This window comes from Pseudoalteromonas translucida KMM 520 (assembly GCF_001465295.1).
Lineage (GTDB): Bacteria > Pseudomonadota > Gammaproteobacteria > Enterobacterales > Alteromonadaceae > Pseudoalteromonas > Pseudoalteromonas translucida.
On the sequence record NZ_CP011034.1, the window covers coordinates 362139 to 387176 of the forward strand.

Consider the following 25038-nt stretch of genomic DNA (forward strand, 5'->3'; position numbering starts at 1 on the left):
CTTTTATATAAATTAATGGCCATAAATGGTTATTAATTTATACCCTATGTATTGGCTTAGTATGCGTGCTTACCAGTCAATACAAAAAGTATTAGTTCATGCCGTATTTTTTAAGCTTTTTACGTAAAGTACCACGGTTGATACCTAGTAAAATTGCTGCACGTGTTTGGTTACCACGTGTATACGTCATTACTTCTTCCAGTAATGGCGCTTCTAGCTCTGAAAGAACAAGGTCGTAAACGTCTTGCACATCTTGACCGTTAAGCTGCTTTAAATAGTGGTGAACAGCTTTCTTTACTGCGTCACGTAATGGCTGCGGTTTCTCGTGTGCCTGAACATGAGGGTTAGTGATAAATGGAGAAGTCACGTTTTGTTCGAACATTATTTAATCTCTTTCTTTCTTAGTTAGCTGCTAGTGTTTTAAAGTATTGCTCTAATACGTCAACTTGTGTAAGTGGGTTGTCGATCGCATTAAATACTCGCCTAAACTGACCATCACGGTCATGGGTTTGCAAATACCAAGATACATGCTTACGAGCAATTCGCGCTCCCATTGGTTCACCGTAAAACGTATGGAGATTAGTTAAATGCTCCATTAAAATACTGCGCACCTCTGCAATAGCAGGCGGCTGTAAATGCTCTCCGGTTCGCAAATAGTGGTCTATCTCCCTAAATATCCAAGGGCGACCTTGGGCGGCTCGGCCAATCATAATGGCATCTGCACCCGTATAATCTAATACCTGTTTTGCTTTTTCCGGTGATGTAATATCACCGTTTGCAACCACAGGAATCGACACCGAACGTTTAATATCCCTAATCGTGGCGTACTCAGCTTCACCCTTGTACATACATGCGCGTGTGCGCCCATGTACGGCAAGTGACGCTATGCCATAACGTTCAGCTATTCTCGCAATCTCTACACCATTACGGTTATCCAGATCCCATCCAGTACGGATTTTAAGTGTTACAGGTATATCAACAGCATTAACTACTGCATCAATAATCTCTTCCACAAGTTCAGGAAACTGTAATAAAGCAGAGCCAGCGAGTTTCTTGTTCACTTTTTTTGCTGGGCACCCCATATTGATATCTATGATCTGTGCACCATTAGCAACATTGAATTGTGCGGCCTGTGCCATAAGCTCAGGATCAGCTCCTGCAATTTGCACCGCGCGTATTCCCGACTCACCGCTGTGATCCATACGGTTCATCGATTTTTCGGTTTTCCAAACATCAGGATTCGATGATAACATTTCAGACACAGCAAGCCCCGCACCTAAGCGGCGACAAAGTTGTCTAAATGGTCTATCTGTAATGCCGGCCATAGGCGCGACAATTACGTTATTCTCAAGTTGGTATTTACCGATACGCACTATATTCAATAGGCCTCTTTTCAAGGGGCGCTAAGTTTACGGTTTTTTTAGCAAAAATCAAAGGCTATAAATTGAACAAAAGTAACTTTTTTTTGCCCTTTTCGTATTGACATTTGATAACCGTATGACAAAGCGGTTTATTTGTTTGAAATTTAAGCAGCTTTTATTTTTAGTATAAAATAGAGATAAATTTTATTTTGTAAATAAATAGTAAAGCCTGTTAAATACAGGCTTTAGATGCTTGTTTTAAGTAAAAGCTCTAAATAGCGTTAGGCAGAGCTTATGCTTTTTTAGTGCCACTTACACGGGTCCAATCACCTTCAATAGCAATGTCGTCCAGCTCAATAAAGGGGGCATAAACATCGGCAACCGATTGCGCTTGCTCGGTTAAAATTCCCGATATAGCTATTTTACCACCGGGTTTTAATAACCCTAAAATAACACTATGCAGTTCACGTAACGGTTGCGCTAAAATATTAGCAACGACTATATCGGCACTAAATTCAGGCTGGTTTTCTGGCAGGTATACTTCCAATTTGTCGGCAACACCATTACGGTTAGCATTATCTAAGCTTGCTTCTAGTGCTTGCGGATCTATATCTATACCAATCATGCGCTCTGCGCCAAGTTTAATAGCAGCAATGCCCAAAATGCCCGAGCCACAACCAAAATCAACCACGGTTTTACCGGTTAAATCTTGGCTTTCTAGCCATTTTAAACACAATGCGGTAGTCGCGTGAGTGCCGGTACCAAACGCCAGGCCTGGGTCGAGCAATACGTTTACTGCATCTGGATCAGGAATGTCGCGCCAGCTTGGGCAAATCCAAAGTCTTTCGCCAAATTGGATTGGGTGAAAGTTATCCATCCACTCACGTTCCCAATCTTTGTCTTCAAGTTGTTCTATTTTATATGTTAGATTTTGCGCAACTGATTTATCTGCGTTTAGCAGCGCTACAACGCTATCCATATCGTGATTAGCATCAAATAAGCCTATTACTGTAGTATCGGCCCAAAATTGCACAGTGCCTATTTTAGGCTCATAGATAGGCGTGTCTTTGGCGTCAATAAAAGTAACCGATGCACTACCAGCTTCAACTAGTAGATCACTAATTAAATCAGCGTTATTAGCGTTGGCGTTAATACGAATTTGGATCCAAGCCATGTTTATTTCCAGATAAAAGGGGGTAAATAGAAAAAAGGCCGCAAGTGCGGCCTTTTTAGTTTTAATATGTATTAGCCGCTTATTATTTAGCGTCTAAAAAGCTTTTCAGTAAATCAGAGCGAGAAGGGTGACGTAATTTACGCAGCGCCTTCGCTTCTATTTGACGAATACGTTCACGTGTTACGTCAAACTGCTTACCTACTTCTTCTAAGGTGTGGTCGGTATTCATATCAATACCAAAACGCATACGCAGTACTTTAGCTTCACGGGCTGTTAGGCCAGCAAGTACGTCGTTAGTTGCGCCACGAAGCGACTCCATAGTTGCCGAATCAATTGGCGAATCAATGGTCGTATCTTCAATAAAGTCACCTAAATGCGAATCTTCATCATCACCAATCGGTGTTTCCATCGAAATTGGCTCTTTAGCAATTTTAAGTACCTTACGGACTTTGTCCTCAGGCATCATCATGCGTTCAGCTAATTCTTCTGGATTTGGCTCACGGCCCATTTCTTGTAACATTTGACGTGAAATACGGTTAAGTTTATTAATCGTTTCAATCATATGTACCGGAATACGGATCGTTCTTGCTTGGTCAGCAATAGAGCGTGTAATTGCTTGGCGTATCCACCACGTAGCATAAGTCGAAAACTTATAACCACGGCGATATTCAAACTTATCAACGGCTTTCATTAAACCAATATTACCTTCTTGAATCAAATCCAAGAACTGTAAACCACGGTTTGTATATTTTTTAGCAATTGAAATTACCAAACGTAAGTTAGCTTCAACCATCTCTTTTTTCGCACGGCGAGCTTTAGCTTCACCAATACTCATTCGACGGTTTATGTCTTTTATACGCTCAATATTTAAGCCAGTGCTACTTTCAATAACACGTAATTTATTAAGACTACGAATGATCTCAGGCTTAACTTCTTCAAGTTTTGCCGAGTACTTTTCGTTAGCTGCAATTTCTAAATCAACCCAAGTAGCATCCGTTTCGTTATTAGCAAAGTGCTTAACAAACGTTTTCTTTGGTAACTTAGCAATTTGTACTGCTTGTTTCATGATAAGACGTTCTTGAACGCGAACTCTGTCCATCATTTCACGCATGTTATTAACCATGCGATCAAATTGCTTAGGTATTAATTTAAAGGTTTTGAATAACTCACCAATTTCAAATATAGCGGCAAGAGAATCAGGGTGCGAGCGACCTTTAGCTTCAAACGTTTCACGTGCTTTATTATATAAATCACGTAAATTTTCAAAATGAACACGTGCTTCTTCAGGATCTGGCCCTGTGTCTACTTCTTCTTCGTCTTCATCATCTTCGTCGCTGTCGTCATCGTCTTTATCGTCATCATTAAGTTGCTTAGCACTTAATTCTGAACCAATATTAGTTGCTGAAATTGGCGCTGTATCTTCATTAGGATCAATAAAGCCAACGATAATATCGCTAAGGCGCATTTCTTCTGCTTCAAACTTATCCCACTGCTCGAGTAGGTAAGTAATTGCTTCAGGGTATTCAGCAACCGAAATTTGTACTTGGTTAATGCCTTCTTCAATACGCTTAGCGATTACAATTTCGCCTTCACGGGTCAGAAGTTCAACAGTACCCATTTCACGCATGTACATGCGTACCGGATCCGTTGTGCGGCCGATCTCTTTTTCTACGGTCGCAAGGGCTGCAGCGGCAGCTTCAGCTGCGTCTTCGTCTGTCGTTGTTTCTTGCATCATTAGTTCATCGGCATCTGGCGCGTTTTCGCTAACCTTGATACCCATGTCATTAATCATGCTAATGATATCTTCTACTTGATCTGAGTCTATAATATCTTGTGGAAGGTGATCATTTACTTCTGCAAAAGTTAAGTAGCCTTGCTCTTTACCTTTTAGAATCAGAAGTTTTAATTGTGACTGAGGAGTTGGATCCATAGAGATTTTTTCTTCCACTCTGATAAGTTGATACAACAGGCGCCATCATGTAGTTTGCCTTAAAGCTAAACTAGAATAATGTGACGCAGTGAATAGCGTAGTATAACAGTTTAAATCAAATTTGACTAGCTGTTAGTCGCTTTTAACGCTGTCATTAACAAATGACATTCAAGTCTTTCATCGCTATTTAGGCCTTGCGTCTTATCCTTTATTAATAGGGTCTCTAGTCGATAATTTAAACACTGATCTTCAATAAATTTAAAAGTATTTTGAAAAACAGTCTCTAAACGCTCTTCATTTATTTGATGTTGCCACGTTGCCAGCTTAGTTAGCGGGTCATAATCGTCAGTGCCTCTAAAAAATTCGAGCAACTGCGCTGTGGTAACATCTTCTTTTTGCAACGCTTGATGTTGTAAGCGCAGTAGCAAACCAATGCCGGCAATATTCATTTGTGCTAAATCGGGCAAATAGGGCACGCTTTTCGCCATTTGCGGGTGTTGAATTAAAATACCGATTGCTTGGCGCATGGGGGTTATTTTAAATTTTCGCTCAATTGAATGCTGTTGCTTGGGGGTTTTTAAGCGATTATTAAGCTGCTCACGAGTACGGCCAATTAATCGCCCGAGCTGCTCAAGAATATTTTCTTGATAAAACTCACTAGGAATTTTTTCAATTAATGGCAATGCGGCACTAAGTAACTTGGCTTTACCCGAATCAAGGGTTAAATCTATTTCTAGGCTGAGCTTATTGAATAACACCTTAGTGAAATCATCGGCTGCATTTAATCTTTGTTCAAACTTATCTTTACCTTCGGCTTGTACTAAGGAATCGGGGTCTTCGCCATCGGGTAAAAATACAAAGTTTAACGCTTTACCATCATTTAAATAAGGCAGTGCATTTTCGAGCGCACGCCAAGCTGCATCACGGCCTGCACGGTCACCATCGTAACAACAAATCACTTTATCTGTTGTTCTAAATAGAGTGTGCATATGCTCACTGGTTGTTGCTGTACCAAGTGCTGCAACGGCATATTCAATACCTTGCTCTGCCAGCGCCACCACATCCATATAACCTTCAACAATCAGTACATGGTCGAGCTTTTTATGTGCTTGTTTAGCTTCATATAAACCATAGAGTTCAAAGCCTTTATGAAAAATACGTGTCTCTGGCGAGTTTAAATATTTAGGGCCTTGATCGGCTTGCATTACGCGCCCACCAAAGGCAACAACGCGGCCACGTTTATCGCGAATAGGGAACATTAAACGATCGCGAAAAAAGTCAAACTGTCTGCCAGGTGTTTTTTCTGAGGCGAGTTTTAGCTCTACCAATTGCTCTTTTTGTTCTTTGTTACGGCCAAGCTGTAGGCACAAACCATCCCATTCACTTGGTGCATAACCTATCATGAACTTTTTAACTATTTCGCCGCTTAAGCCCCGGCCTTTAACATATTCAATAACAGCGGCAGAATTACTATGGTGCTTTAACTGGTGTTGATAAAACCTTGCAGTATGGAGCATTAAATCGTAATCAGAGCGTTTTTGCGCTGCAGTACGCTCAGGTGCAGAACCGCTACCTTGCTCACGGGGAACTTCTAAATTAAGTAAACTTGCAAGCTCTTCAATAGCATCAACAAACTCAAGTTTTTCGTATTCCATAACAAACGAAATAGCATTACCGTTAACGCCACAGCCAAAGCAGTGATAAAACTGTTTATCTTGGGAGACGGTGAACGAAGGCGATTTTTCGTTATGAAATGGGCAGCAAGCTTGGTAGTCTTTACCGGCTTTTTTAAGACCTACTTTTGAGTCTATCAGGTCGACAATATCGGTTCTGGCAAGCAAGTCATCTATAAAATTACGTGGGATCTTTCCAGCCATTAGTAAAATAACGTCCTGAGATAATTAGAATAACAATGAAAGCGAGATTAAATTTATAACCCTACAAATAAAACCAAGCGATTTTATACGCATATATTAATTGCTATTAAATAGGGCGGGTGCAAATAGCACGTTTGTAGATTTGAACACAAATCGGATACAAAAACAAAGAAACCGAGCTCTAGGCTCGGTTTACTTCAATCATACTTAATGTATGTGGGAGTACTAGGCTGTTAATCGTTGCTTAATTAAACCAGAGATTTTGCCCATATCGGCGCGACCTTCAGCTTTGCTTTTGATTATACCCATTACTTTACCCATGTCTTGCATACCTGCTGCGTTAGTGTCAGCAATAGCCACGTCAATGAGAGCAATTATTTCTTCTTCACTCAATTGTTGAGGTAGGAAAGTTTCAAGTGCTACTATCTCACTGGCTTCAATATCAGCTAAATCATCACGCCCAGCATCAGTATACTGAGTGTAAGAGTCACGACGTTGTTTAACAAGCTTCACTATAACGGAGGTAATACCTGCGTCGTCTAGTGTTATACGCTCGTCAATTTCACGTTGTTTTATTGCAGCAAGTACCATGCGAATAGGGTTAAGACGTAATTTGTCTTTGGCTCTCATCGCATCTTTTTGCGCATCTTTTAGCGTTATTAAAAGGCTCATTTATACAAGACCTAATATATTAGTATAATTTAACGCGACGTGCGTTATCACGAGAAAGTTTTTTCATGTGACGTTTTACTGCAGCAGCTTTTTTACGCTTACGCTCAGCTGTTGGTTTTTCATAGTGCTCGCGACGACGAACTTCTGAAAGGATTCCTGCTTTTTCACATGAACGCTTGAAGCGACGAAGTGCTACGTCAAACGGTTCGTTCTCTCTTACTTTAATTACTGGCATTAAAAATTCACCTACCTAAATTATGAGCGTTGCTCAAGTTGATCAAACATTGATCAAGTGGTTCAAAAATGGTGCGGTATTGTAATCCGAAGCAACACCACATGTAAAGGATAATATTAACAGAAAGCTGGCATCTAAAACAGTGTTAATTTACTTGGCGTTGATACAAACGACAAAAAACTTGCCCAGCCTTTTTTTCTTTAATTAACAACCAGTTGATTGGTGCAGTAAAGGTGCTTAACTCGCTTTCTACCTCAATGTAAATTAAAGCGTCACTGCTTAGCCATTGATTGTTTTCTAGTAAATCAGCGCTCGATTGTGCCAAGTTTTTACGAAATGGCGGGTCAACAAAAACTAGATTAAATGGCTCATTACTATTAATTTGCTCTAAAAATGCCAGTGTATTGGTATGTTTTACGTGTGCGTTTTGCAGCTTTAAAGTGCTAATGTTTAGCTCAATTTGCTTTGCTGCGGCAGCGTCAAGTTCAACAAAAGTAGCGCTTTTAGCAAATCGAGACAGTGCCTCAAAACCTAAACCGCCAGAACCGGCAAAACAGTCGAGCACATTTGCCTCTCGGGTATCTTGCATTAACCAATTAAACACTGTTTCTTTTATACGATCAGTTGTTGGACGCAGCCCTTGTACGTCTTTAACGGGCAGTTTTCGGCCTCTAAATTGACCACTGATCACTCTAATAAAGCCATCGCTGGATTTGCTAGTTACTTTATTTTGTGTTGTTTTTTTTCTCATTTAGCTCACTAAAAATTGGTATCTGCTATCTAGCTCAGATAATATTGCAATCATATCATAGCGTGTCATTTTTCAACTGCGCTAAAAGTGGTAGTATAAGCATCCTAGACAATAGATTGTGCCTTTAAACAGTTTAAAATAGCAGTTAACGCACATACTATTATTATCGTTAGTTTATCAGAATTTTATAAGTGGTTATTAGCAAGTATGGCAAAAAAAAGTAAATTACTGTCTTGGTTAGGTTTTGGTAAGTCAGATAAAAAACAACAAGCGGAACAAAGTGCCCAAGAGGCCGATAACCAACAGCAAGCGCGCTTAGCAGCAGAAAAAGCTGAAGCAGAGCATTTAGAGCAACAGCGACTGGCCGCTGAAAAAGCGGAGCAAGAGGCTGCAGACAAAATAGCAGCCGAGCAAGCACAGAGAGAGCAAGCCGAAAAGCTAGCGATTGAAAAAGCCAATGCTGAGTTACTCGCAAAACAGCAAGCAGATACTCATGCATTACAGTTAGAGCAACAGCAGCGTCTAGCAGAGCAAGAAGCGCAGATGCGCCTTGATCAAAAAAAAGCAGCAGCTGAACAAGCCGAAGCTGAGCGTTTAGAGCAAACACGTATTGCAGCAGAGCAAGCAGAAGCTGAGCGATTAGAGCAGCAAAAACTTGCAGCCGAGCAAGCACAGAGAGAGCAAGCTGAAAAGCTAGCGATTGAAAAAGCCAATGCTGAGTTACTCGTAAAACAGCAAGCAGATGCTCATGCATTACAGTTAGAGCAACAGCAGCGTTTAGTAGAGCAAGAAGCGCAGATGCGCCTGGATCAAGAAAAAGCAGCAGCGGAAAAGGCTGAAGCTGAGCGTTTAGATCAAGCACGTATTGCAGCAGAGCAAGCAGAAGCTGAGCGATTAGAACAAGCACGAATTGCAGCAGAGCAAGCTGAAGCTGAGCGCTTAGAGCAAGCACGTATTTCAGCAGAGCTTGCAGAAATTGAGCGATTAGAACAGCAGCGCATTGCAGCTGAACAAGCAGAAGCTGAGCGTTTAGAGCAACAGCGAATTGCAGTAGAGCAAGCAGAAGCTGAGCGATTAGAACAACAGCGTATTGCAGCTGAACAGGCTGAAGCTGAGCGTTTAGAGCAAACACGTATTGCAGCAGAGCAAGCAGAAGTTGAGCGATTAGAACAACAGCGTATTGCAGCAGAGCAAGCAGAAGTTGAGCGATTAGAACAACAGCGTATTGCAGCTGAACAAGCAGAAGCTGAGCGTTTAGAGCAAGCACGAATTGCAGCAGAGCAAGCAGAAGCTGAGCGTTTAGAACAAGCACGAATTGCAGCAGAGCAAGCAGAAGCTGAGCGTTTAGAACAAGCACGAATTGCAGCAGAGCAAGCAGAAGCTGAGCGTTTAGAACAAGCACGAATTGCAGCAGAGCAAGCAGAAGCTGAGCGTTTAGAACAAGCACGTATTGCAGCAGAGCAAGAAGAAGCTGAGCGTTTAGAACAAGCGCGTGTTGCAGATGAACTTGCAAGCGAAGCAGCTCAAAAAGTAGAAAAACCTAAAAAAGAAGGTTTTTTCTCTCGCCTTAAAAAAGGTTTATTAAAAACTCGCGTTAATATTGGTTCTGGTTTTGCTTCTATATTTAGTGGTAAAAAAATAGACGATGATTTATTTGAAGAGCTAGAAACGCAATTACTCACCGCCGATTTAGGCGTTGATACCACCATGAAGTTAATAGACCGCTTAACTGATGCGGCAAACCGTAAGCAATTAAAAGACGGCGACGCACTTTACGAGCTAATGAAACAAGAAATGGCTGCAATGCTTAAAACTGCAGAGCAGCCATTGGTTATTCCGGCCGATAAAAAACCATTTGTTATATTAATGGTAGGTGTTAACGGTGTAGGTAAAACGACGACCATTGGTAAATTGGCTAAGCAATTTCAAAGCGAAGGCAAGTCGGTCATGCTTGCTGCGGGTGATACATTTAGAGCTGCAGCGGTTGAGCAACTACAAGTATGGGGCGATCGTAATAGTATTCCTGTTATTGCACAGCATACTGGTGCCGACAGTGCGTCTGTTATTTTTGATGCTTTTCAAGCTGCAAAAGCGCGTAACGTTGACGTATTAATTGCAGATACAGCAGGGCGCTTGCAAAATAAAGACAACTTAATGCAAGAGCTTGAAAAAATAGCGCGAGTAATGAAAAAAATTGATCCTGACGCGCCGCACGAAGTAATGTTAACTATTGATGCAGGCACAGGGCAAAATGCAATTAGCCAGGTAAACTTGTTTAATCAGTGCGTTGGTTTAACCGGTATTACTCTTTCAAAACTAGATGGCACGGCAAAAGGTGGTGTTATTTTCGCGGTAGCAGATAAGTTTAACATTCCAATTCGTTATATTGGTGTGGGTGAAAGTATTGATGATTTACGTGCCTTTAAAAGCGATGACTTTATTGATGCGCTATTTAGCCAAGATGAAGACGACGCTTAAAGCATAGCAAGCTATTAGTACAAACGTTGAAAAGTGATTAGCGCGACGCTCATAAAGTGAAAGCTTCACCCAAATAGCCATGTTTGTACTTTGATTTTCCGGTTCTGTAGGTGTGGTTTATAACACACCTTTTAAAGGTGGAACTTTTATTTACCAAAAGAGGGAGCTTGCTCCCTTTTTAATTGCGAGGAATACCAGCTTTATTGATGTTTAATAGCGTTGGCATAATAAAAAATGATAAATTTTCAGCAAGTAAGTAAAACCTATCCAGGCGGGCATCGCGCTCTTGAAAAAGTTAATTTTCATATTAAGCCTGGTGAACTCGCGTTTTTAACCGGACACAGTGGCGCGGGTAAAAGTACGCTGTTAAAACTAATTAGCCTAATGGAACGCCCTTCTGCTGGAAGTGTGTTTATTAACGGTATAGATTTAAACAAAGTAAACTCACGGCAAATTCCTTATGCCCGTCGCGATATAGGCATTATATTTCAAAACCACCGCTTATTAGAGCGCTACACTATATTTGATAACGTAGCACTGCCCTTGATCATTGAAGGCACACACCATAAGCAAATTGCAAAGCGTGTGCATGGCGCACTTGATAAGGTTGGTTTGATTGATAAAATTAAATGCCACCCATCTATGCTCTCTGGTGGCGAGCAGCAGCGTGTGGGTATTGCCCGCGCAATTGTTAACTCCCCGCCAATATTATTAGCAGATGAACCAACGGGTAACCTAGATCCTGAGCTTTCAATGGAAATATTACGTCTTTTTGAAGAGTTTAATAACCATGGAACAACCGTACTTATTGCTACACACGATCTAGGATTAGTGGCCCGGATGAAGTATCGCAGCTTAACCCTAAAAGATGGTCGTATGATTCAAGATCCGTTAGCCGAGGGCGCATTATGAGTTTACTTTTTAAAAGTCGTCAAAATAGTAACGATAAACAAAAAAAATCAGTATTTGCTGGCGGTTATTTTTTTATTATTAATATTTTTCGCCAAGGCGTACATAGCTTAGGTGAAATGTGGCGCACACCTCTAGCGTCGTTAATGACTATTGCAGTACTGGGTTTGAGCTTAACCTTGCCAGCTAGCTTATATTTAGTGGTTAAAAATGTGCAACAGGTAAGCAGCGGCTTTGAAGAGGCCAGCGAAATTTCTTTGTTCGTAAAAGAAAGCATGAGCGAGCAAGAAACCCAAACCTTAGTAAAGCGCTTAGCACTCTACCCAGAAGTAGAAAGCGTGACCTTTATTTCCAAGCAGCAAGCTCTACAAGAGTTTAAGCAAGTATCTGGATTTGGTCAGGCGTTAAGCTATTTAAATAGCAACCCGTTACCCGATGTAGTGCTCGTTATACCAACGTCGCGACACAGACAACCTAATGCCGCAAAAGTACTTTTAACTAAGCTTGAAAGTGAGCGAGAAGTTGATTTTGGTAAGCTCGACATAGCTTGGCTTGAGCGTCTAAATGCATTGCTAAGCCTATTAAAAGAAAGTGTTATTACCATTGCGCTGCTATTGCTTACCTCGGTAACGCTAATAATAGGCAACACTATTCGTTTATCTATTATGGATAAAAAAGAAGAAATACAAGTAATGAAGCTGGTAGGTGCTACTAATACTTTTATTCATGCCCCCTTTTTATGGACCGGGATATGGTATGGCGTTATAGGCGGATTATTTGCGTTTATATGTGTAGCGCTAATGATGTGGTGGCTATCAACTGCCGTTAGCAGTGTGGCAAGTGTTTACCAAACTAGTTTTTCTTTAATTGGTTTAACCTTAAAAGAATTTGGCTCGCTGGTACTGCTTGCTACTAGCTTAGGATTTATTGGTTCGTACTTATCGGTTAATCGTTATATAAAAGAAATTGAGCCAGATAAAGTCTGACATAAAATGGTCACACTTTTATATTATTCTTTTTAAAGCAGTTTTTATAAAAGTACTTTAAAGCTATAGCAGGGCTTAATTCATCACTTATTCAGTCGCTTAGCGTAGACTTAAAAAATACAAAAAACCACTTGATTTATACTTAAGAAAAGTTTTAAATTGGGGTTAGCACTCTTAGGTAAAGAGTGCTAAGATGGTTTCAAATGTTTATCACCGAGGTGAAAAATGAGTAAAGATTTATACGCAATGGCACTTACAGTTGGACAGCAAAGCGCAAGCATGGACGGTTACCTTCAAGCGGTAAGCACTATTCCTATGCTTAAAGTAGAGCAAGAACAAGAGCTGGCAACACGTCTTCAGGAAGAAGGTGATCTTAGTGCTGCAAAGCAACTCATTATGTCGCACTTACGCTTTGTAGCGCATATTGCAAAAGGCTACTCGGGTTATGGCTTGCCACAAGCAGATTTAATCCAAGAAGGTAATATTGGCCTGATGAAAGCGGTAAAGCGTTTTAACCCAGAAGTGGGTGTGCGTTTAGTATCGTTTGCAGTACATTGGATTAAAGCAGAAATTCATGAGTTTGTACTTAAAAACTGGCGCATCGTAAAAGTTGCTACCACTAAAGCGCAGCGTAAATTGTTTTTTAACCTTCGTAAAAATAAAAAACGTTTAGGTTGGTTTAACCAAGCAGAAGTTAGCACAGTAGCTAGCGAGCTAGGTGTAAGTGAAAAAGAAGTACGTGAAATGGAATCGCGCATGAGCGGCCAAGACATGGGCTTTGACCTTACAGGTGATGACGACGACAGCGCACCAAGTAGCACCTATTCACCAGTACAGTATTTAACTGATGGCACTGCTGATTTAGCTGACGATATTGAGCAGCAACAATGGCAAGAACAATCACATACTCGTTTGTTTAGCGCTCTTAAAACGCTAGACGAACGCTCGCAAGACATTGTAAGCGCACGTTGGTTAACCGACGATAAAGCAACGCTACAAGAACTTGCCGAAAAATACAGTGTATCGGCTGAGCGTGTTCGCCAGCTAGAAAAAACAGCGATGAAAAAGCTACAAGCTGCAATGGTGTAAACCTAACCATTTAGCGAACAACAAAAAAGCCCCGCATATAAAATGCGGGGCTTTTTGTTTGCTTCACAATATCTACTTAAATCTTTTTCTATTCTAAATCTATTCAAGTTAGTAAATACCATTTAAGCTCGGTCTTATTCAGAGTTAATACGTTAAACATATATTTAACGTAAAACAAACCAACTGCACTCATTTGATTGTTGCTATTTACATGGGGTTTATTTGAATTAAAAAATTAACATTATATGTTAGTGAATAAGTCTGATTTAGGCTGCTAGAGGTTAGTTTTTATTTTGTTTCCTCCCTGTGTATGCGAAAATATTTGCAGGTTTAGACTGGCCTTTCAGTTTAACCCATATTCTAAATTCAGCTGTTAGTTAGCTGTGTTTACACCCATCATCTAATTTAATTTTAAGCTGTATTAGTACCCAATATGCACTCATATTCACTAAAGAAAAAGATATTGTTATCGGTTATTCTCGCACTCGTCATTGTGGTAGCGTTGCTATCATGGCGTAGTTATTCCACTCAAAAAGCCTTGTTATTACAAAGTAGTGTTGATCAGGTTAGTCAATCTGGTGAGCAACAGGCAGCACAGATTGAGCAATGGCTTGCTGATCGCCTGCGAATAGTTAGCTCTGTGGCGACAAAGGTAGAAGGTGATACGCTCAACGCGTTACAGCAAGCGCAAGCTTCTGGTGATTTTCAATTAGCCTATTTTGGTAACAACGATGGCGAAATGTTCGACTCTGATCCAAGTGTTGATCGCACAGGTTACAACCCACGAACTCGGCCTTGGTATCAACAAGCTCAACAAACACGAGGAGCTATTGTCACTAAGCCTTATTTAGACGTAGCTTTTAATTTACTAGTGATAAGTATAGCGCAACCGACTCGAAATGGTGTGGTTGGTGGTGATGTATCTATTGCTAGCTTAGTTGAGAGTGTTAATAACATGGCGTTGCCAGCCAATGGGTATGCAATCATGATGCATAATGACGGTACAGTGATTGCCTATAAAGACGCAAGTAAAGTTATGGGTCAAATCAGTAATATTGATGATCAGTTAAATACTAAGCTGGTGCAATCGAGTATTCAAAGTGGGGAGCTTACTCCTGCTTATTTTAAAACTGAAGGCCGAGATAAATTACTTTGGGGCGTAGATATTCCTAATACTGATTGGCAGTTAGCTTTTGTACTGGATAAAAAAACACTGGAAGCACCATTAACAAACTTAATGTTAACTCAGTTAGGGTTAGCAGCTTTAGCTTTAATAGTGAGTGTTTTGGCTATTTCATGGTTGTTAAGTTTATTACTCGGACCATTAGCTCGAGTATCTCTGGCATTATCACGGATTGCAGACGGTAATGGCGATTTAACGCAGCGTATAGAGGTCGATAGCCAAGATGAAGTAGGTGTGTTAGCTGATAGCTTTAATCGCTTTGTGAGTAGTCAGCATGAGCTTATTAGCCATATTCGCCAGCTTGCAACTGAGCTTGATTTAGATGCAGAGAGAAGTTTGTGTACCAATCAAACGAGCGTTGAAGAGTTACAACGTCAACAACAAGAAGTAGCGATGGTTGCTACTGCTGTAACAGAAATGTCTAGTGCAACACATGAAATTGCAGCCAATGCAGAAAGCACAGCAGCAGCATCACAGCAATCAGCCCAAAGCAGTGCACAGGGCAAAGGCTTGGTCGATAAAACTCGTAGCACTATTAATTCATTAGCATCTGAGATTGATGAAACCACTGTGGTTATGGGAGAGCTAAGCCTGCATGCACAAGCTATTTCTAGTATTTTAACTACAATTCAAGAGGTTGCTGAGCAAACTAATTTATTAGCACTCAATGCGGCCATTGAAGCTGCTCGTGCCGGTGAGCACGGTCGCGGCTTTGCGGTTGTTGCCGATGAAGTACGCGTTTTATCTCGCCGAACTCAAGAATCTACTGCAGAAATTTATACTACTATCGAAACTTTACAAAACACGACTAAGCAGGCCGTTAGTTTAATGGATAGTAGTAAAGGGTTAGCTAATAATAGTGTTGATGACGTTAATGCTGCAGCAAAAGCCCTCGAAGAAATTACTCAAGCGGTTAATATAATTTCTGATATGGCAGGACAAATAGCCATAGCAGCCGAAGAGCAAACACAAGTAACAAATGAAATAACGCAAAATACGGTTGCTATAAAAGATGTTACAGATGAGATCACTGAGTCGGCTTTGACCCATTTAAGCCAGGCAAAAGTACTTAAAGATCGCGCTGCTGATTTGAGCGATAAGGTGGCTACCTTTATTTTGTAAGCGTGAACAATTGCTCTACTGCAGCCTTATTACTTCGCGGTAGAGCAATTGTTATATTTAAAATAATAAAGTTTAAATTATTCTCTTTCATCTAAGTGAACTGCCCTGCGACATCACTTCTCAGAACACAGGGTTTCTTCGATAAAAAGTCACTTTAATAAGTGCGCCTTTTTGCTAATCGAGTAATAGATTTAATCCTTAACATCACTTTTAGTTGCTTCGCTATACCACAGCTCCATAAAGCACTCAGTTAACTTATGCTCAATTTCAAGAGCTTTATCGGTTGGGCAAAATAGGGTGAAGCTTGCTCTAAACTCTCCTAACTCAGTAGTACCAAAGTGAATTTCGGGTTCTGGGCCTGAAATCTTTGCATCTAACTTTCTTTTAATAATAGAGTTATATCTACTTGCTACTTCTTCAAACTCTTCGCAGTAATGCTTGGCTTTATTACTTAGAGTTTCGTAAATAGGGTACGGATTAAAGCTGTCTTTGCGCACAATATTAAAATGATGAGTAGCGAAGCGTTTAATAAAGTTTAAGTTTTTTATTGGGCTGGTAATTAATTTGTTATTAGGGATATATATTGTTTTTCTAGAGAATTGATAAGTTCTCATATCAATTTCATGTAAGGTGGTTTTAATCCAGTTAGTCTCTGCTACTTCGCCATAATATTCACCAACTTGTACCCAGTCGCCTATTCTAAATGGGCGGGTTGTCACTAAGTAAAAAAAGCCAATTACACATTGAATAAACTCTCTAGTGGCAAGCACAATAGCAACGGCAAAAGCGGCTATAGACAGTGCAAAGTTTTGAATCTCAGTCGACCATATAAACAGCAGTAACAAAACCATAGTAAAGTTAATAAAGTGCTTAATATTGTGAGCAATATAGCGAATATCTTTTTCTTTTTTTTCTGCTCTATAGCGCGCCAACTTATCAACAAGTACTTTTAAACTAAATGCGATAGTGAGTACCACCACTGAGATAAGAACTGGATGTAGTAGTATGTCTTTGATAATAAAACCCCTAATCGGTATAAGTTTAAAGTAAGTAATAACAGCTAGGTTTTTAAATAATAGGCCCTAGGTTCTAGGGAAAAACACCGCGCTAAACCTAAGCACGGTGTTTTTATATTTTGCTGATTTTGGACAACTTAAGCTAACAGTCGCCCTGAGCTGTTATCTCATGGTAACAAATTCTTCCGAACCTGTAGGGTGAATAGCAACCACTGCATCAAAATCAGCTTTAGTTGCGCCCATTTTCATGGCAACTGCAAAACCTTGAATCATTTCGTCTACAGCAAAACCTATACCATGTAAGCCGACCACTTTTTCATCTGGGCCTGCGCACACTAGCTTCATTTTACAAGGCTGGCGATGTTGCGTAACCGCGGTATACATAGCGGCAAAAGCTGATTGGTATACTTTTACGTTTTCTGCACCGTATTGCGATATAGCTTCTTGCTCTGTTAAGCCAATAGTACCAATGGGTGGGTGACTAAATACTACCGTAGGAACTAAGCTGTAATCCATTTTTAAATCATCTGGCAGTTCTTTATTAAATAAGCGCTCAGATAAAGTACGCCCAGCTTTAACTGCTACTGGGGTAAGCTCAATACCGTTTTCGATAATATCGCCCACAGCGTATACGTTTTTAGCGGTGGTGTTTTGGTACTCGTCTACTTTAACAAAGCCTTTGCTGTTAACTTCTACACCTGCTGCAGCAATATTAATTGCATTTGTAGTTGGCTCGCGTCCAATAGCCCAAATTACTTGGTCTACGTTATGGCTTTTACCATTATCTAAATGCAAGGTTACTGAGCCGTCGTCTTCTTTAACCAATTTATGTGGCACAGATTCGGTATGCAAGGTAGGGCCTTCTTTTGCCATTACTTCAACTAGCGTATCGATTATATATGGGTCAAAGTTACGCAGTGGTGCGTGTTTACGCACAAATAAATGCGTGTCAGTGCCCAAGCTATGTAATACGCCTGCAAGCTCTACAGCAATGTAACCTGCGCCAATAACAGCAACGCGTTTAGGTTGCTCTTTAAGCTCAAAAAAGCCATTAGAGTCAATGCCGTGCTCAGCGCCTTCAATATTTGGAATGCTAGGACGACCGCCAACAGCAATTAAAATATGATCAGCTGTATAATGCTCACCATCTACTTCAACTGTTTTATTATCTACAAATTTAGCAAAACCTTTAATTACGGTAACGCCGTTGTTTGCAAGGCCATTATCGTAACCTTTATGGATTCGGCCAATGTAGGCTTCGCGGCTTTCTACTAATTTGCCCCAATCAAAACCTTTTACTTCAACATTAAAGCCGTAATCAGGCGCATATAAATTAATTGCTTCAGCAACTTGAGCACCATGCCACATTACTTTTTTAGGTACACATCCTACGTTTACACATGTGCCACCCATATGCTTTGCTTCAATAAGTGCTACTTTAGCGCCACGCATTGCCGCGCGGTTTGCCGACGCAATACCACCGCTACCACCGCCAATTGCAATATAATCAAAATGCTGAGCCATGTTTAATCCTCAAAGTTTATTTAACTGTATTGTGCCGATGATAGCATACGCTCAAGGCAAATTACTTAATCAGCATAGGTAAAATTATCATACACCTTGTATAAACGAAAAAGATCTCATTGCGATCATCATAAGCTTAAATGCTCTTGTATTTAGCCACTTTGCCCCAACTTTAATTCTTATAATGCACAAATTTGAGATAAATATGACCAATGCAAACACTAACCCATTAATTGGGCTTGAAGGCTTACCGCCATTTTCAAAAATAAAGCCAGTGCACGTAGTGCCAGCACTAAAGCACGGGATTGAGCAGTGCCGCCAAGCCATTGAAGATGTGCTTGCTAAAAAATCATACACTTGGAACGATTTAGTACTGCCACTAGAGGAAGCCGATGATAAATTATCACGGATGTTTTCGCCGGTATCACATTTAAACTCAGTAATGAATAACGACGAACTACGTGAACAATACGAGCAATGTTTACCACTTATTTCTGAGTACTCAACTTTTGTAGGACAGCATCAAGGCTTATTTGCAGCTTACAACGCGTTATATAACAGTGATGAATTTAAAACCCTCACTACCGCTCAGCAAAAGTCGATTACGAATGCACTTCGCGATTTTAAATTATCGGGCATTGCACTAGAGCCTGCGCAGCAAAAGCGTTACGGCGAAATTAGCGCGCGTTTATCAGAGCTGGCCTCTAAGTTTGGTAACAATGTTATGGATGCCACATTGGCTTGGCATAAACACATTACCGATGAAAGTGAACTGGCTGGTTTACCAGAGTCGGCGCTGGCTTTAGCTGCCGATACCGCAAAAAGTAAAGAATTAGACGGCTGGGTATTTACGCTCGATTTTCCATCGTACTTACCTATTATGACCTACGCCGATAATCGCGAATTACGCGAAGAAACATATACAGCGTTTTCTACACGTGCGTCTGATCAGGGCCCTAATGCGGGTGAATTTGATAACTCAGCAATTATGAGCGAAGAGCTAGCGCTACGTCATGAACTAGCACAGTTGCTTGGCTTTAATAGCTACGCTGAAAAGTCACTTGCCACTAAAATGGCTGAGACACCTGCACAAGTATTCTCATTTTTAGAAGACCTAGCTGCTAAATCAAAACCACAAGCAGAGCAAGAACTTGCGGAGCTACAAGCTTACGCAGAGAAAAAGCACGGTATTACCGAACTAGCAGCGTGGGATTTTGGTTATTACGGCGAAAAGCTCAAGCAAGACAAATACGCCATTTCAGACGAAGTACTGCGCCCGTATTTTCCAGCTAATAAAGTATTAAGTGGTTTGTTTGAAACGGTTAACCGTTTATTTGGCATTAGCGTAAAAGAAGTCAGTGATTTTGACAGCTACCACAAAGATGTACGCTTTTTTGAAATATACGACAGCAGCAATACATTACGTGGCCGTTTTTATCTCGACTTATATGCTCGCGATCATAAACGTGGTGGCGCATGGATGGACGACTGCATGGGGCGTAAAGTACGCGCTAGCGGCGAATTGCAAACCCCAGTGGCGTATTTAGTTTGTAACTTTAACAAGGCAATAGGTGATAAACCGGCCTTGTTTACTCATAACGAAGTAACCACTTTATTCCATGAGTTTGGCCATGGTATTCATCATATGCTAACTCAGGTAGATGCAGCTCCTGTTGCGGGCATTAACGGCGTTGCATGGGATGCGGTAGAGCTACCAAGTCAGTTTTTAGAAAACTGGTGCTACGAAGAGCAAGCACTTAGCTTTATTTCAGGGCATTACGAAACCGGCGAGCCACTACCTAAAGAGCTACTAGATAAGTTATTAGCAGCTAAAAACTATAACTCAGGCATGCAAATGCTGCGTCAGTTAGAGTTTTCGTTATTCGACTTTAAAATACATAACGACTACGTAGCTGGTGAGCCATGTAATATTCAAGCTGTGCTTAACGACGTGCGTAGCCGCACCTCGGTGATTAAAGCGCCAGAATTTAACCGTTTTCAGCATGGCTTTAGCCATATTTTTGCCGGTGGTTATAGCGCAGGCTATTACTCGTATAAATGGGCAGAAGTACTCTCTGCCGATGCTTATTCTAAATTTGAAGAAGAGGGCATTTTTAACCCAGAAACGGGGCGAGCATTTATGCAGCACATCCTAGAAAAAGGCGGCAGCGAAGAGCCAATGGAATTATTTAAAAACTTCCGTGGTCGCGAGCCAAATGTTGACGCATTACTTCGCCACAGCGGTATTGCTGCCTAAAGTATAGAGTTAACTCTATATACTTTTAGCTACTCACAAACACATAGCGCTCAGTTTTCATTGCAAAACTGAGCGCTTTTTTACAGCATCTGAACTTTAATTACTCTCGACTTTAAGACTATTGTTTTCCTTTCATTGCTATTTTAATGCTTTAAACTAAGGCGCTTGATATACTGAAAAAGTATTTTATCGTCGGAGTGTAGAGTGGTTATTAAGTGTGCCTTTAAAGAGTGCCGTCCTTATTTAAATGAGTTAGAAACACGTTTTGGCTTAGCCCATTGGGCAGAGCAAAGCAGTGGTTTTAGCCTGCATTACGATGATACAGGCTTGAGCTTATATAAAACCGATGAGCCTAAACTGGGCGCAATAAGCGTTGACTTTGTTACGGGCGCTGCAGCGCACAGACGAAAGTTTGGCGGCGGTAAAGGCCAAGCAATTGCCAAAGCAGTAGGCTTAAATAAAGGGGCGACTCCGGTAGTTCTCGACGCCACTGCAGGGCTGGGGCGTGATGGTTTTGTGCTAGCGTCGCTTGGTTGTAAAGTTATATTGCACGAACGCCACCCCGTAGTTGCAGCACTTTTATACGATGGTCTGCAGCGCGCTTACAACGATATTGAAATTGGCCCGTGGATGCAGCAAAACATGAGCCTCATATTTGGCTCAAGTCATACCTTACTTGCTCAATGCGAAAGTATGCCAGACGTAGTTTACTTAGATCCTATGTTTCCGCACCGCGAAAAATCAGCCTTAGTTAAAAAAGAAATGCGCGTATTTCAAGACTTAGTAGGCGCCGACACCGACGCCGACGATTTACTCGAATTTGCTTATCCGCTTGCAAGTAAACGCGTGGTAGTAAAGCGCCCCGACTATGCCCCTTTTTTAAACGAAAAAACTCCCAGCATGCAAATAAAAACGAAAAAAAACCGCTTTGATGTATACGTAAAAGCTGCGATGGTAAAAGCTTAAGGCTCAGCGTTAGCAGCGTATTATCGTAGCTGTCGATGCAACCATAGAGTGACATAATACAACCATACTGTGACATAATGTGAATATATCCTGGGGTTAGCTACATTAGGACTAGGTCGAAATTAGCCACGGTCAGTGTTTAGGTTGTGCGTAGGCGGGGCTTAATGCCGTGCTTATTAAAGAGCAGGCTTTTACTAACCGCTGCAATTTACTCTTTAGCGCTTCTCTGCTAGTTGTATATATTTACGCTCTACCAGCTTAGATACGGGTACTAATTCAAAACCTTGTTTGCTGAGCTGTGGTAAAGCGTGGCGTAAAAATGCGATTGTTTCAGGGTAGGGGTGGGCAATTGCAATGGCAAACTTATGCTCAGTAGCGTGTTGTTTTAGCTCATCTAGGCGCAGTTGCAACTGTTCTGGCGTGGTTATGTTATCTAAAAAAATATGACGGCCAATATTTTCAACACCTAAAAAGTTAGCGGCATTTTGTGCCTGGCTTAATTCAGTGGTGCGGCTATCTAAAAAGTACAAATGTCGCTTTTTAAGCACTTCCATTATCCACCGCATAGCTTGGCTTTGCTGGGTGAGCGCCGAACCCATGTGATTATTAACCCCTTTAACTTGCGGTAAACTGGCCAAAGCAGTGCCAAGTATTTGCTGTATCTGCTCTTTATTCATATTTAACGTAAGTGCGCCTGGGCCAAGCTCCTTACCGTTAAGTGCTTGCATGGGAATATGCAGTAATAACTCTTTATCTGTTTTACTGGCTAAAGTGGCAAAAGCTTGTGCATAAGGCGTGTGAGGCAAAATTGAATACGACACTTGGCCGGGCAAAGTTAACAGTTCTAAATCCCTCTGGTGATAACCTATGTCGTCTATTACTATCGCTATTTGCTTGGCTTTAGCATTGAGTGACACAAAACCAAGCATCAATATCAGCCCTATTATTACTTTCATCTTTATCGCTTTTTATATTTATAGTTTTTATTATTTTTAGAGCTTATTAACTTAACCTCAGTAAGGCTAAAGTTATTGCAGGTTAAGTAACTGTTTAGCTTTTACTAATTGTAAATCAGCTACCTTGCTGGCTAGTTGAGTTTGTTTACCTTTAGCTTGCTGGTTTTTGATTATAACGGCTTTATCACTTTGTGAAAGGGTTGTTTGATTAATCGCCACGTCGGGCGTAATACCAACACCCTCGATTGATTTCCCCAAAGGAGTGAAGTACTTAGCTGTAGTGAGCTTTAATGCAGTGCTGCCATCACCAAGTGGAATAAGCGATTGCACTGAGCCTTTACCAAAAGATTGGCTGCCAACAACCTTGGCGCGGTTATTATCTTTTAATGCAGCAGCTAATATTTCGGCTGCTGATGCCGAGTTTTCGTTAATAAGCACTACAATAGGAGCGCCTTTTAAAATGTCTCCGTGTTTGGCATAAAAATCTTTATTTGCCTCGTTATAGCGCCCTTTAGTAGTAACAATCGTGCCGCTTTGTAAAAACAGATCCGACACCGCAACAGCGCTTGTAAGTGTGCCGCCGGGATTGTCACGTAAATCAATAACAAGGCCTTTAAGTGGGTGCCCAAAGTGATTTTGCATGGCCGCTATTTGCAAAGCAACTTCATGTAAAGTGTGGTTAGAAAAACTATTGATAGCTAAATAACCGCGGCCAAAATCTAAACCTTGACTAGTAACGCTTTCGAGTTTTATTTTACGGCGGCTCACATTAAAATTAAGTGGTTGCGGTTGGTTATCACGTTTAATGGTTAAGCTAATATTACTAAGTTTGCTGGCTGTTATTAGCTGAGCAACATGCTCTACGGAGCTGTGTTGTGTTGTTTGATTATTAACGTTAATAATAATGTCACCGGCCATAATCCCAGCACTTTTAGCAGGTGAGTTATTCACTACATTTACAATGGTCACGTTATTATTTATTTTTTTAACCTCAATACCTAAACCGGTATAGCGGCCATTAGTGTTATCAAATAAAGCATTTAATTCGTGTTCATCAAGGTATTTAGAATAGGGATCGAGCTGGGCATATAAATGCGCAAATTGCTGGTTGTTATAGTTAGTATGTGTGGTGTTTAGTAGTGCAAGATCTTCAACGTAGTAGGTATGAATGTTAAATAGGATTTCTGTTATTTGTTGTTTTTTTAATTCTTTAATCGAACTAGAAAACACATTTGCTGAAAAGCTAATAACAATAAATAGAACAAGTAAATACAGGCTCAAGCTAAGCGTAAAGCCTGTATTTTTAAACCATTTTGCTAGGGTGCTTTTTTTGTCCATCGGCTGCTCCAATACGGCGCAGCGGTTAATTTATACCAATGGCATGTTTTTAATAAGATTGGTATTTGCTAAATGCGTTTGCACCATTTTTCAGGATTTACTGCACGCCCTTTATGGCGCATTTCAAAGTATAGACCAGAACTTGCCTGCCCGCCGCTTTGGCCAACTAGCGCTACAGTTTCGCCTTCTCTTACCATGTCGCCAACATCTTTCAATAAGGTTTGTGCATGGCCATAAAGACTCATAAAGCCCTCACCATGGTCAACTACAATTACCCATCCGTAGCCCTTTAACCAATCGGCAAATACCACTTGGCCGTTATGAACACTGTTAATATTGCTGCCTTCTTTTGCGCCAATTAATACGCCTTTCCAGTCAATACCACCGTGTTTTCGTTGTCCAAAAGTGTGTTCTAACTTACCTCGGCTTGGCCAGTTAAGCTTGCCTTTGCTGTTATTGAGGCCGAGTAATTCAACTTTTTTATTTTTTTCTTTCTCTAGCTCTTCAATAGTTGTGATCAGCGTTTGCTGGTTTTCTTTTAAATAGTTAATTGAACTTTTGGTGCTGTTTAGCTGTGTCTGTAAATTTTTTAAATTGGCTTGGCGTTCGCTTTGAGCACTAACTAATGCGGTTTGGCGTCTTTTTTGTTCATCATGCAGGTTTACTAGTTTTTGCTTTGTTTTAGCCAGTTCAGCCTGGTTTTGCGCTATTTGTAACTGCAGCGCTTTTAGCTCTTCGAGTTGTTCAATACGGGCTTTATTTAAATAATTATAATAGCTTAGAGTGCGCTCAAACTTAGCTGTGTCTTCTTGGTTGAGCAGCATTTTTGCATAGTCATCGTCGCCACCGGCCATATAAGCACTTTTAAGTTGCGCAGCTAATGCGTGTTGAAACTGTGCATGTTGTTGTTCAAGCTGATCGGCTTTTTGTTGTTGCAGTTGTTGCTGTTGTTCGGTTTTTTTAACCGACTGCTCAGCCATATTTAAGGCTTTGGCGTTTTTAGCTATGTCGAGTTCGTGCTGTTGTAGATTTTTTTGTAGTTTGGCAATTTTTTTGCGTTGCGCGTTGTATTCCGATTGGCTTTGCTTTAGTGCCGTTTGTACTTCGCTGAGATCTTTTTTGGTACGATCTTCATTAGCGACTGCAGTTGCAGTCGCTAAAAAAGTCAGTATTAAAATTAGCTTAGTAACGCTATTAATACATGTATGCATAAA

The 25038-nt window shown here is 40.8% G+C and carries 20 protein-coding genes; 7 read left to right on the top strand and 13 right to left on the bottom strand.

All coding sequences use genetic code 11. The annotated features are described in order from the left end of the window. Positions 1–91 precede the first annotated feature (91 nt). From fis to rsmD, 8 genes are all read right to left on the bottom strand, one after another. Positions 92–382 carry a DNA-binding transcriptional regulator Fis gene (gene fis / locus PTRA_RS01695; RefSeq protein ID WP_011327058.1) on the bottom strand — a complete coding sequence of 97 codons (291 nt, stop codon included), beginning with the start codon at positions 380–382 and terminating at the stop codon, positions 92–94. 19 nt (positions 383–401) lie between these two features. Continuing rightward, complete coding sequence (gene dusB / locus PTRA_RS01700; RefSeq protein WP_058372447.1) at positions 402–1373, bottom strand: tRNA dihydrouridine synthase DusB; 972 nt, start codon at positions 1371–1373, stop codon at positions 402–404. A gap of 280 nt (positions 1374–1653) precedes the next feature. Beyond that, positions 1654–2535 (bottom strand): 50S ribosomal protein L11 methyltransferase, encoded by an 882-nt coding sequence (gene prmA / locus PTRA_RS01705; RefSeq protein WP_058372448.1) that lies wholly within the window; start codon positions 2533–2535, stop codon positions 1654–1656. An 82-nt stretch (positions 2536–2617) separates the two neighbouring features. Further along, a complete protein-coding gene (rpoD, locus tag PTRA_RS01710) occupies positions 2618–4465 on the bottom strand; it encodes an RNA polymerase sigma factor RpoD (protein ID WP_011327061.1) in 1848 nt (615 codons plus the stop codon). Between the two features lie 125 nt (positions 4466–4590). Beyond that, positions 4591–6342, bottom strand: a complete 1752-nt coding sequence (gene dnaG / locus PTRA_RS01715; RefSeq protein WP_011327062.1) for a DNA primase — start codon at positions 6340–6342, stop codon at positions 4591–4593. A 225-nt stretch (positions 6343–6567) separates the two neighbouring features. Continuing rightward, positions 6568–7014, bottom strand: a complete 447-nt coding sequence (locus tag PTRA_RS01720; RefSeq protein ID WP_058372449.1) for a GatB/YqeY domain-containing protein — start codon at positions 7012–7014, stop codon at positions 6568–6570. Positions 7015–7033: 19 nt separating this feature from the next. Then, the gene (gene rpsU, locus PTRA_RS01725) at positions 7034–7249 is read right to left on the bottom strand and encodes a 30S ribosomal protein S21 (protein ID WP_002957797.1); all 216 of its coding nucleotides are present in this window, start codon (positions 7247–7249) and stop codon (positions 7034–7036) included. A gap of 145 nt (positions 7250–7394) precedes the next feature. Beyond that, a complete protein-coding gene (gene rsmD, locus PTRA_RS01730) occupies positions 7395–8000 on the bottom strand; it encodes a 16S rRNA (guanine(966)-N(2))-methyltransferase RsmD (RefSeq protein ID WP_011327064.1) in 606 nt (201 codons plus the stop codon). A gap of 207 nt (positions 8001–8207) precedes the next feature. Here rsmD and ftsY point away from each other — a divergent pair, with 207 nt between their 5' ends. The 5 genes from ftsY to PTRA_RS01755 all read left to right on the top strand — a co-directional run bounded on the left by ftsY (position 8208) and on the right by PTRA_RS01755 (position 15767). Then, positions 8208–10478: a signal recognition particle-docking protein FtsY gene (gene ftsY / locus PTRA_RS18835; protein WP_167653563.1), complete on the top strand. Its 2271-nt coding sequence runs from the start codon at positions 8208–8210 to the stop codon at positions 10476–10478. 234 nt (positions 10479–10712) lie between these two features. Beyond that, a complete protein-coding gene (gene ftsE, locus PTRA_RS01740) occupies positions 10713–11390 on the top strand; it encodes a cell division ATP-binding protein FtsE (protein ID WP_058372450.1) in 678 nt (225 codons plus the stop codon). Beyond that, positions 11387–12373, top strand: a complete 987-nt coding sequence (gene ftsX, locus PTRA_RS01745) for a permease-like cell division protein FtsX (protein ID WP_058372451.1) — start codon at positions 11387–11389, stop codon at positions 12371–12373. The genes ftsE and ftsX overlap by 4 nt, the downstream gene beginning before the upstream one ends. A 225-nt stretch (positions 12374–12598) precedes the next feature. After that, the gene (gene rpoH / locus PTRA_RS01750) at positions 12599–13462 is read left to right on the top strand and encodes an RNA polymerase sigma factor RpoH (RefSeq protein ID WP_011327068.1); all 864 of its coding nucleotides are present in this window, start codon (positions 12599–12601) and stop codon (positions 13460–13462) included. A 433-nt stretch (positions 13463–13895) separates the two neighbouring features. Next, the gene (locus PTRA_RS01755) at positions 13896–15767 is read left to right on the top strand and encodes a methyl-accepting chemotaxis protein (RefSeq protein ID WP_058372452.1); all 1872 of its coding nucleotides are present in this window, start codon (positions 13896–13898) and stop codon (positions 15765–15767) included. A gap of 191 nt (positions 15768–15958) precedes the next feature. Here the strand turns inward: PTRA_RS01755 and PTRA_RS01760 are convergent, their stop codons facing one another. Next, positions 15959–16786 (bottom strand): mechanosensitive ion channel family protein, encoded by an 828-nt coding sequence (locus PTRA_RS01760; RefSeq protein ID WP_058372453.1) that lies wholly within the window; start codon positions 16784–16786, stop codon positions 15959–15961. A gap of 159 nt (positions 16787–16945) precedes the next feature. Next, positions 16946–18307, bottom strand: a complete 1362-nt coding sequence (gene gorA / locus PTRA_RS01765) for a glutathione-disulfide reductase (RefSeq protein ID WP_011327071.1) — start codon at positions 18305–18307, stop codon at positions 16946–16948. 205 nt (positions 18308–18512) lie between these two features. Here gorA and prlC point away from each other — a divergent pair, with 205 nt between their 5' ends. Together prlC and PTRA_RS01775 are read left to right on the top strand one after the other, a co-directional pair. After that, the gene (gene prlC, locus PTRA_RS01770) at positions 18513–20564 is read left to right on the top strand and encodes an oligopeptidase A (RefSeq protein WP_058374490.1); all 2052 of its coding nucleotides are present in this window, start codon (positions 18513–18515) and stop codon (positions 20562–20564) included. Between the two features lie 204 nt (positions 20565–20768). Next, the gene (locus tag PTRA_RS01775; protein ID WP_058372454.1) at positions 20769–21530 is read left to right on the top strand and encodes a class I SAM-dependent methyltransferase; all 762 of its coding nucleotides are present in this window, start codon (positions 20769–20771) and stop codon (positions 21528–21530) included. Between the two features lie 215 nt (positions 21531–21745). Here PTRA_RS01775 and PTRA_RS01780 read toward each other — a convergent pair whose 3' ends face one another. The 3 genes from PTRA_RS01780 to PTRA_RS01790 form a co-directional block, all read right to left on the bottom strand. After that, a complete protein-coding gene (locus tag PTRA_RS01780; protein ID WP_058372455.1) occupies positions 21746–22486 on the bottom strand; it encodes a divergent polysaccharide deacetylase family protein in 741 nt (246 codons plus the stop codon). Between the two features lie 72 nt (positions 22487–22558). Then, a complete protein-coding gene (locus PTRA_RS01785; protein ID WP_058372456.1) occupies positions 22559–23824 on the bottom strand; it encodes a S41 family peptidase in 1266 nt (421 codons plus the stop codon). A 68-nt stretch (positions 23825–23892) separates the two neighbouring features. Continuing rightward, the gene (locus PTRA_RS01790) at positions 23893–25035 is read right to left on the bottom strand and encodes a murein hydrolase activator EnvC family protein (RefSeq protein WP_058372457.1); all 1143 of its coding nucleotides are present in this window, start codon (positions 25033–25035) and stop codon (positions 23893–23895) included. Positions 25036–25038: the final 3 nt, after the last annotated feature.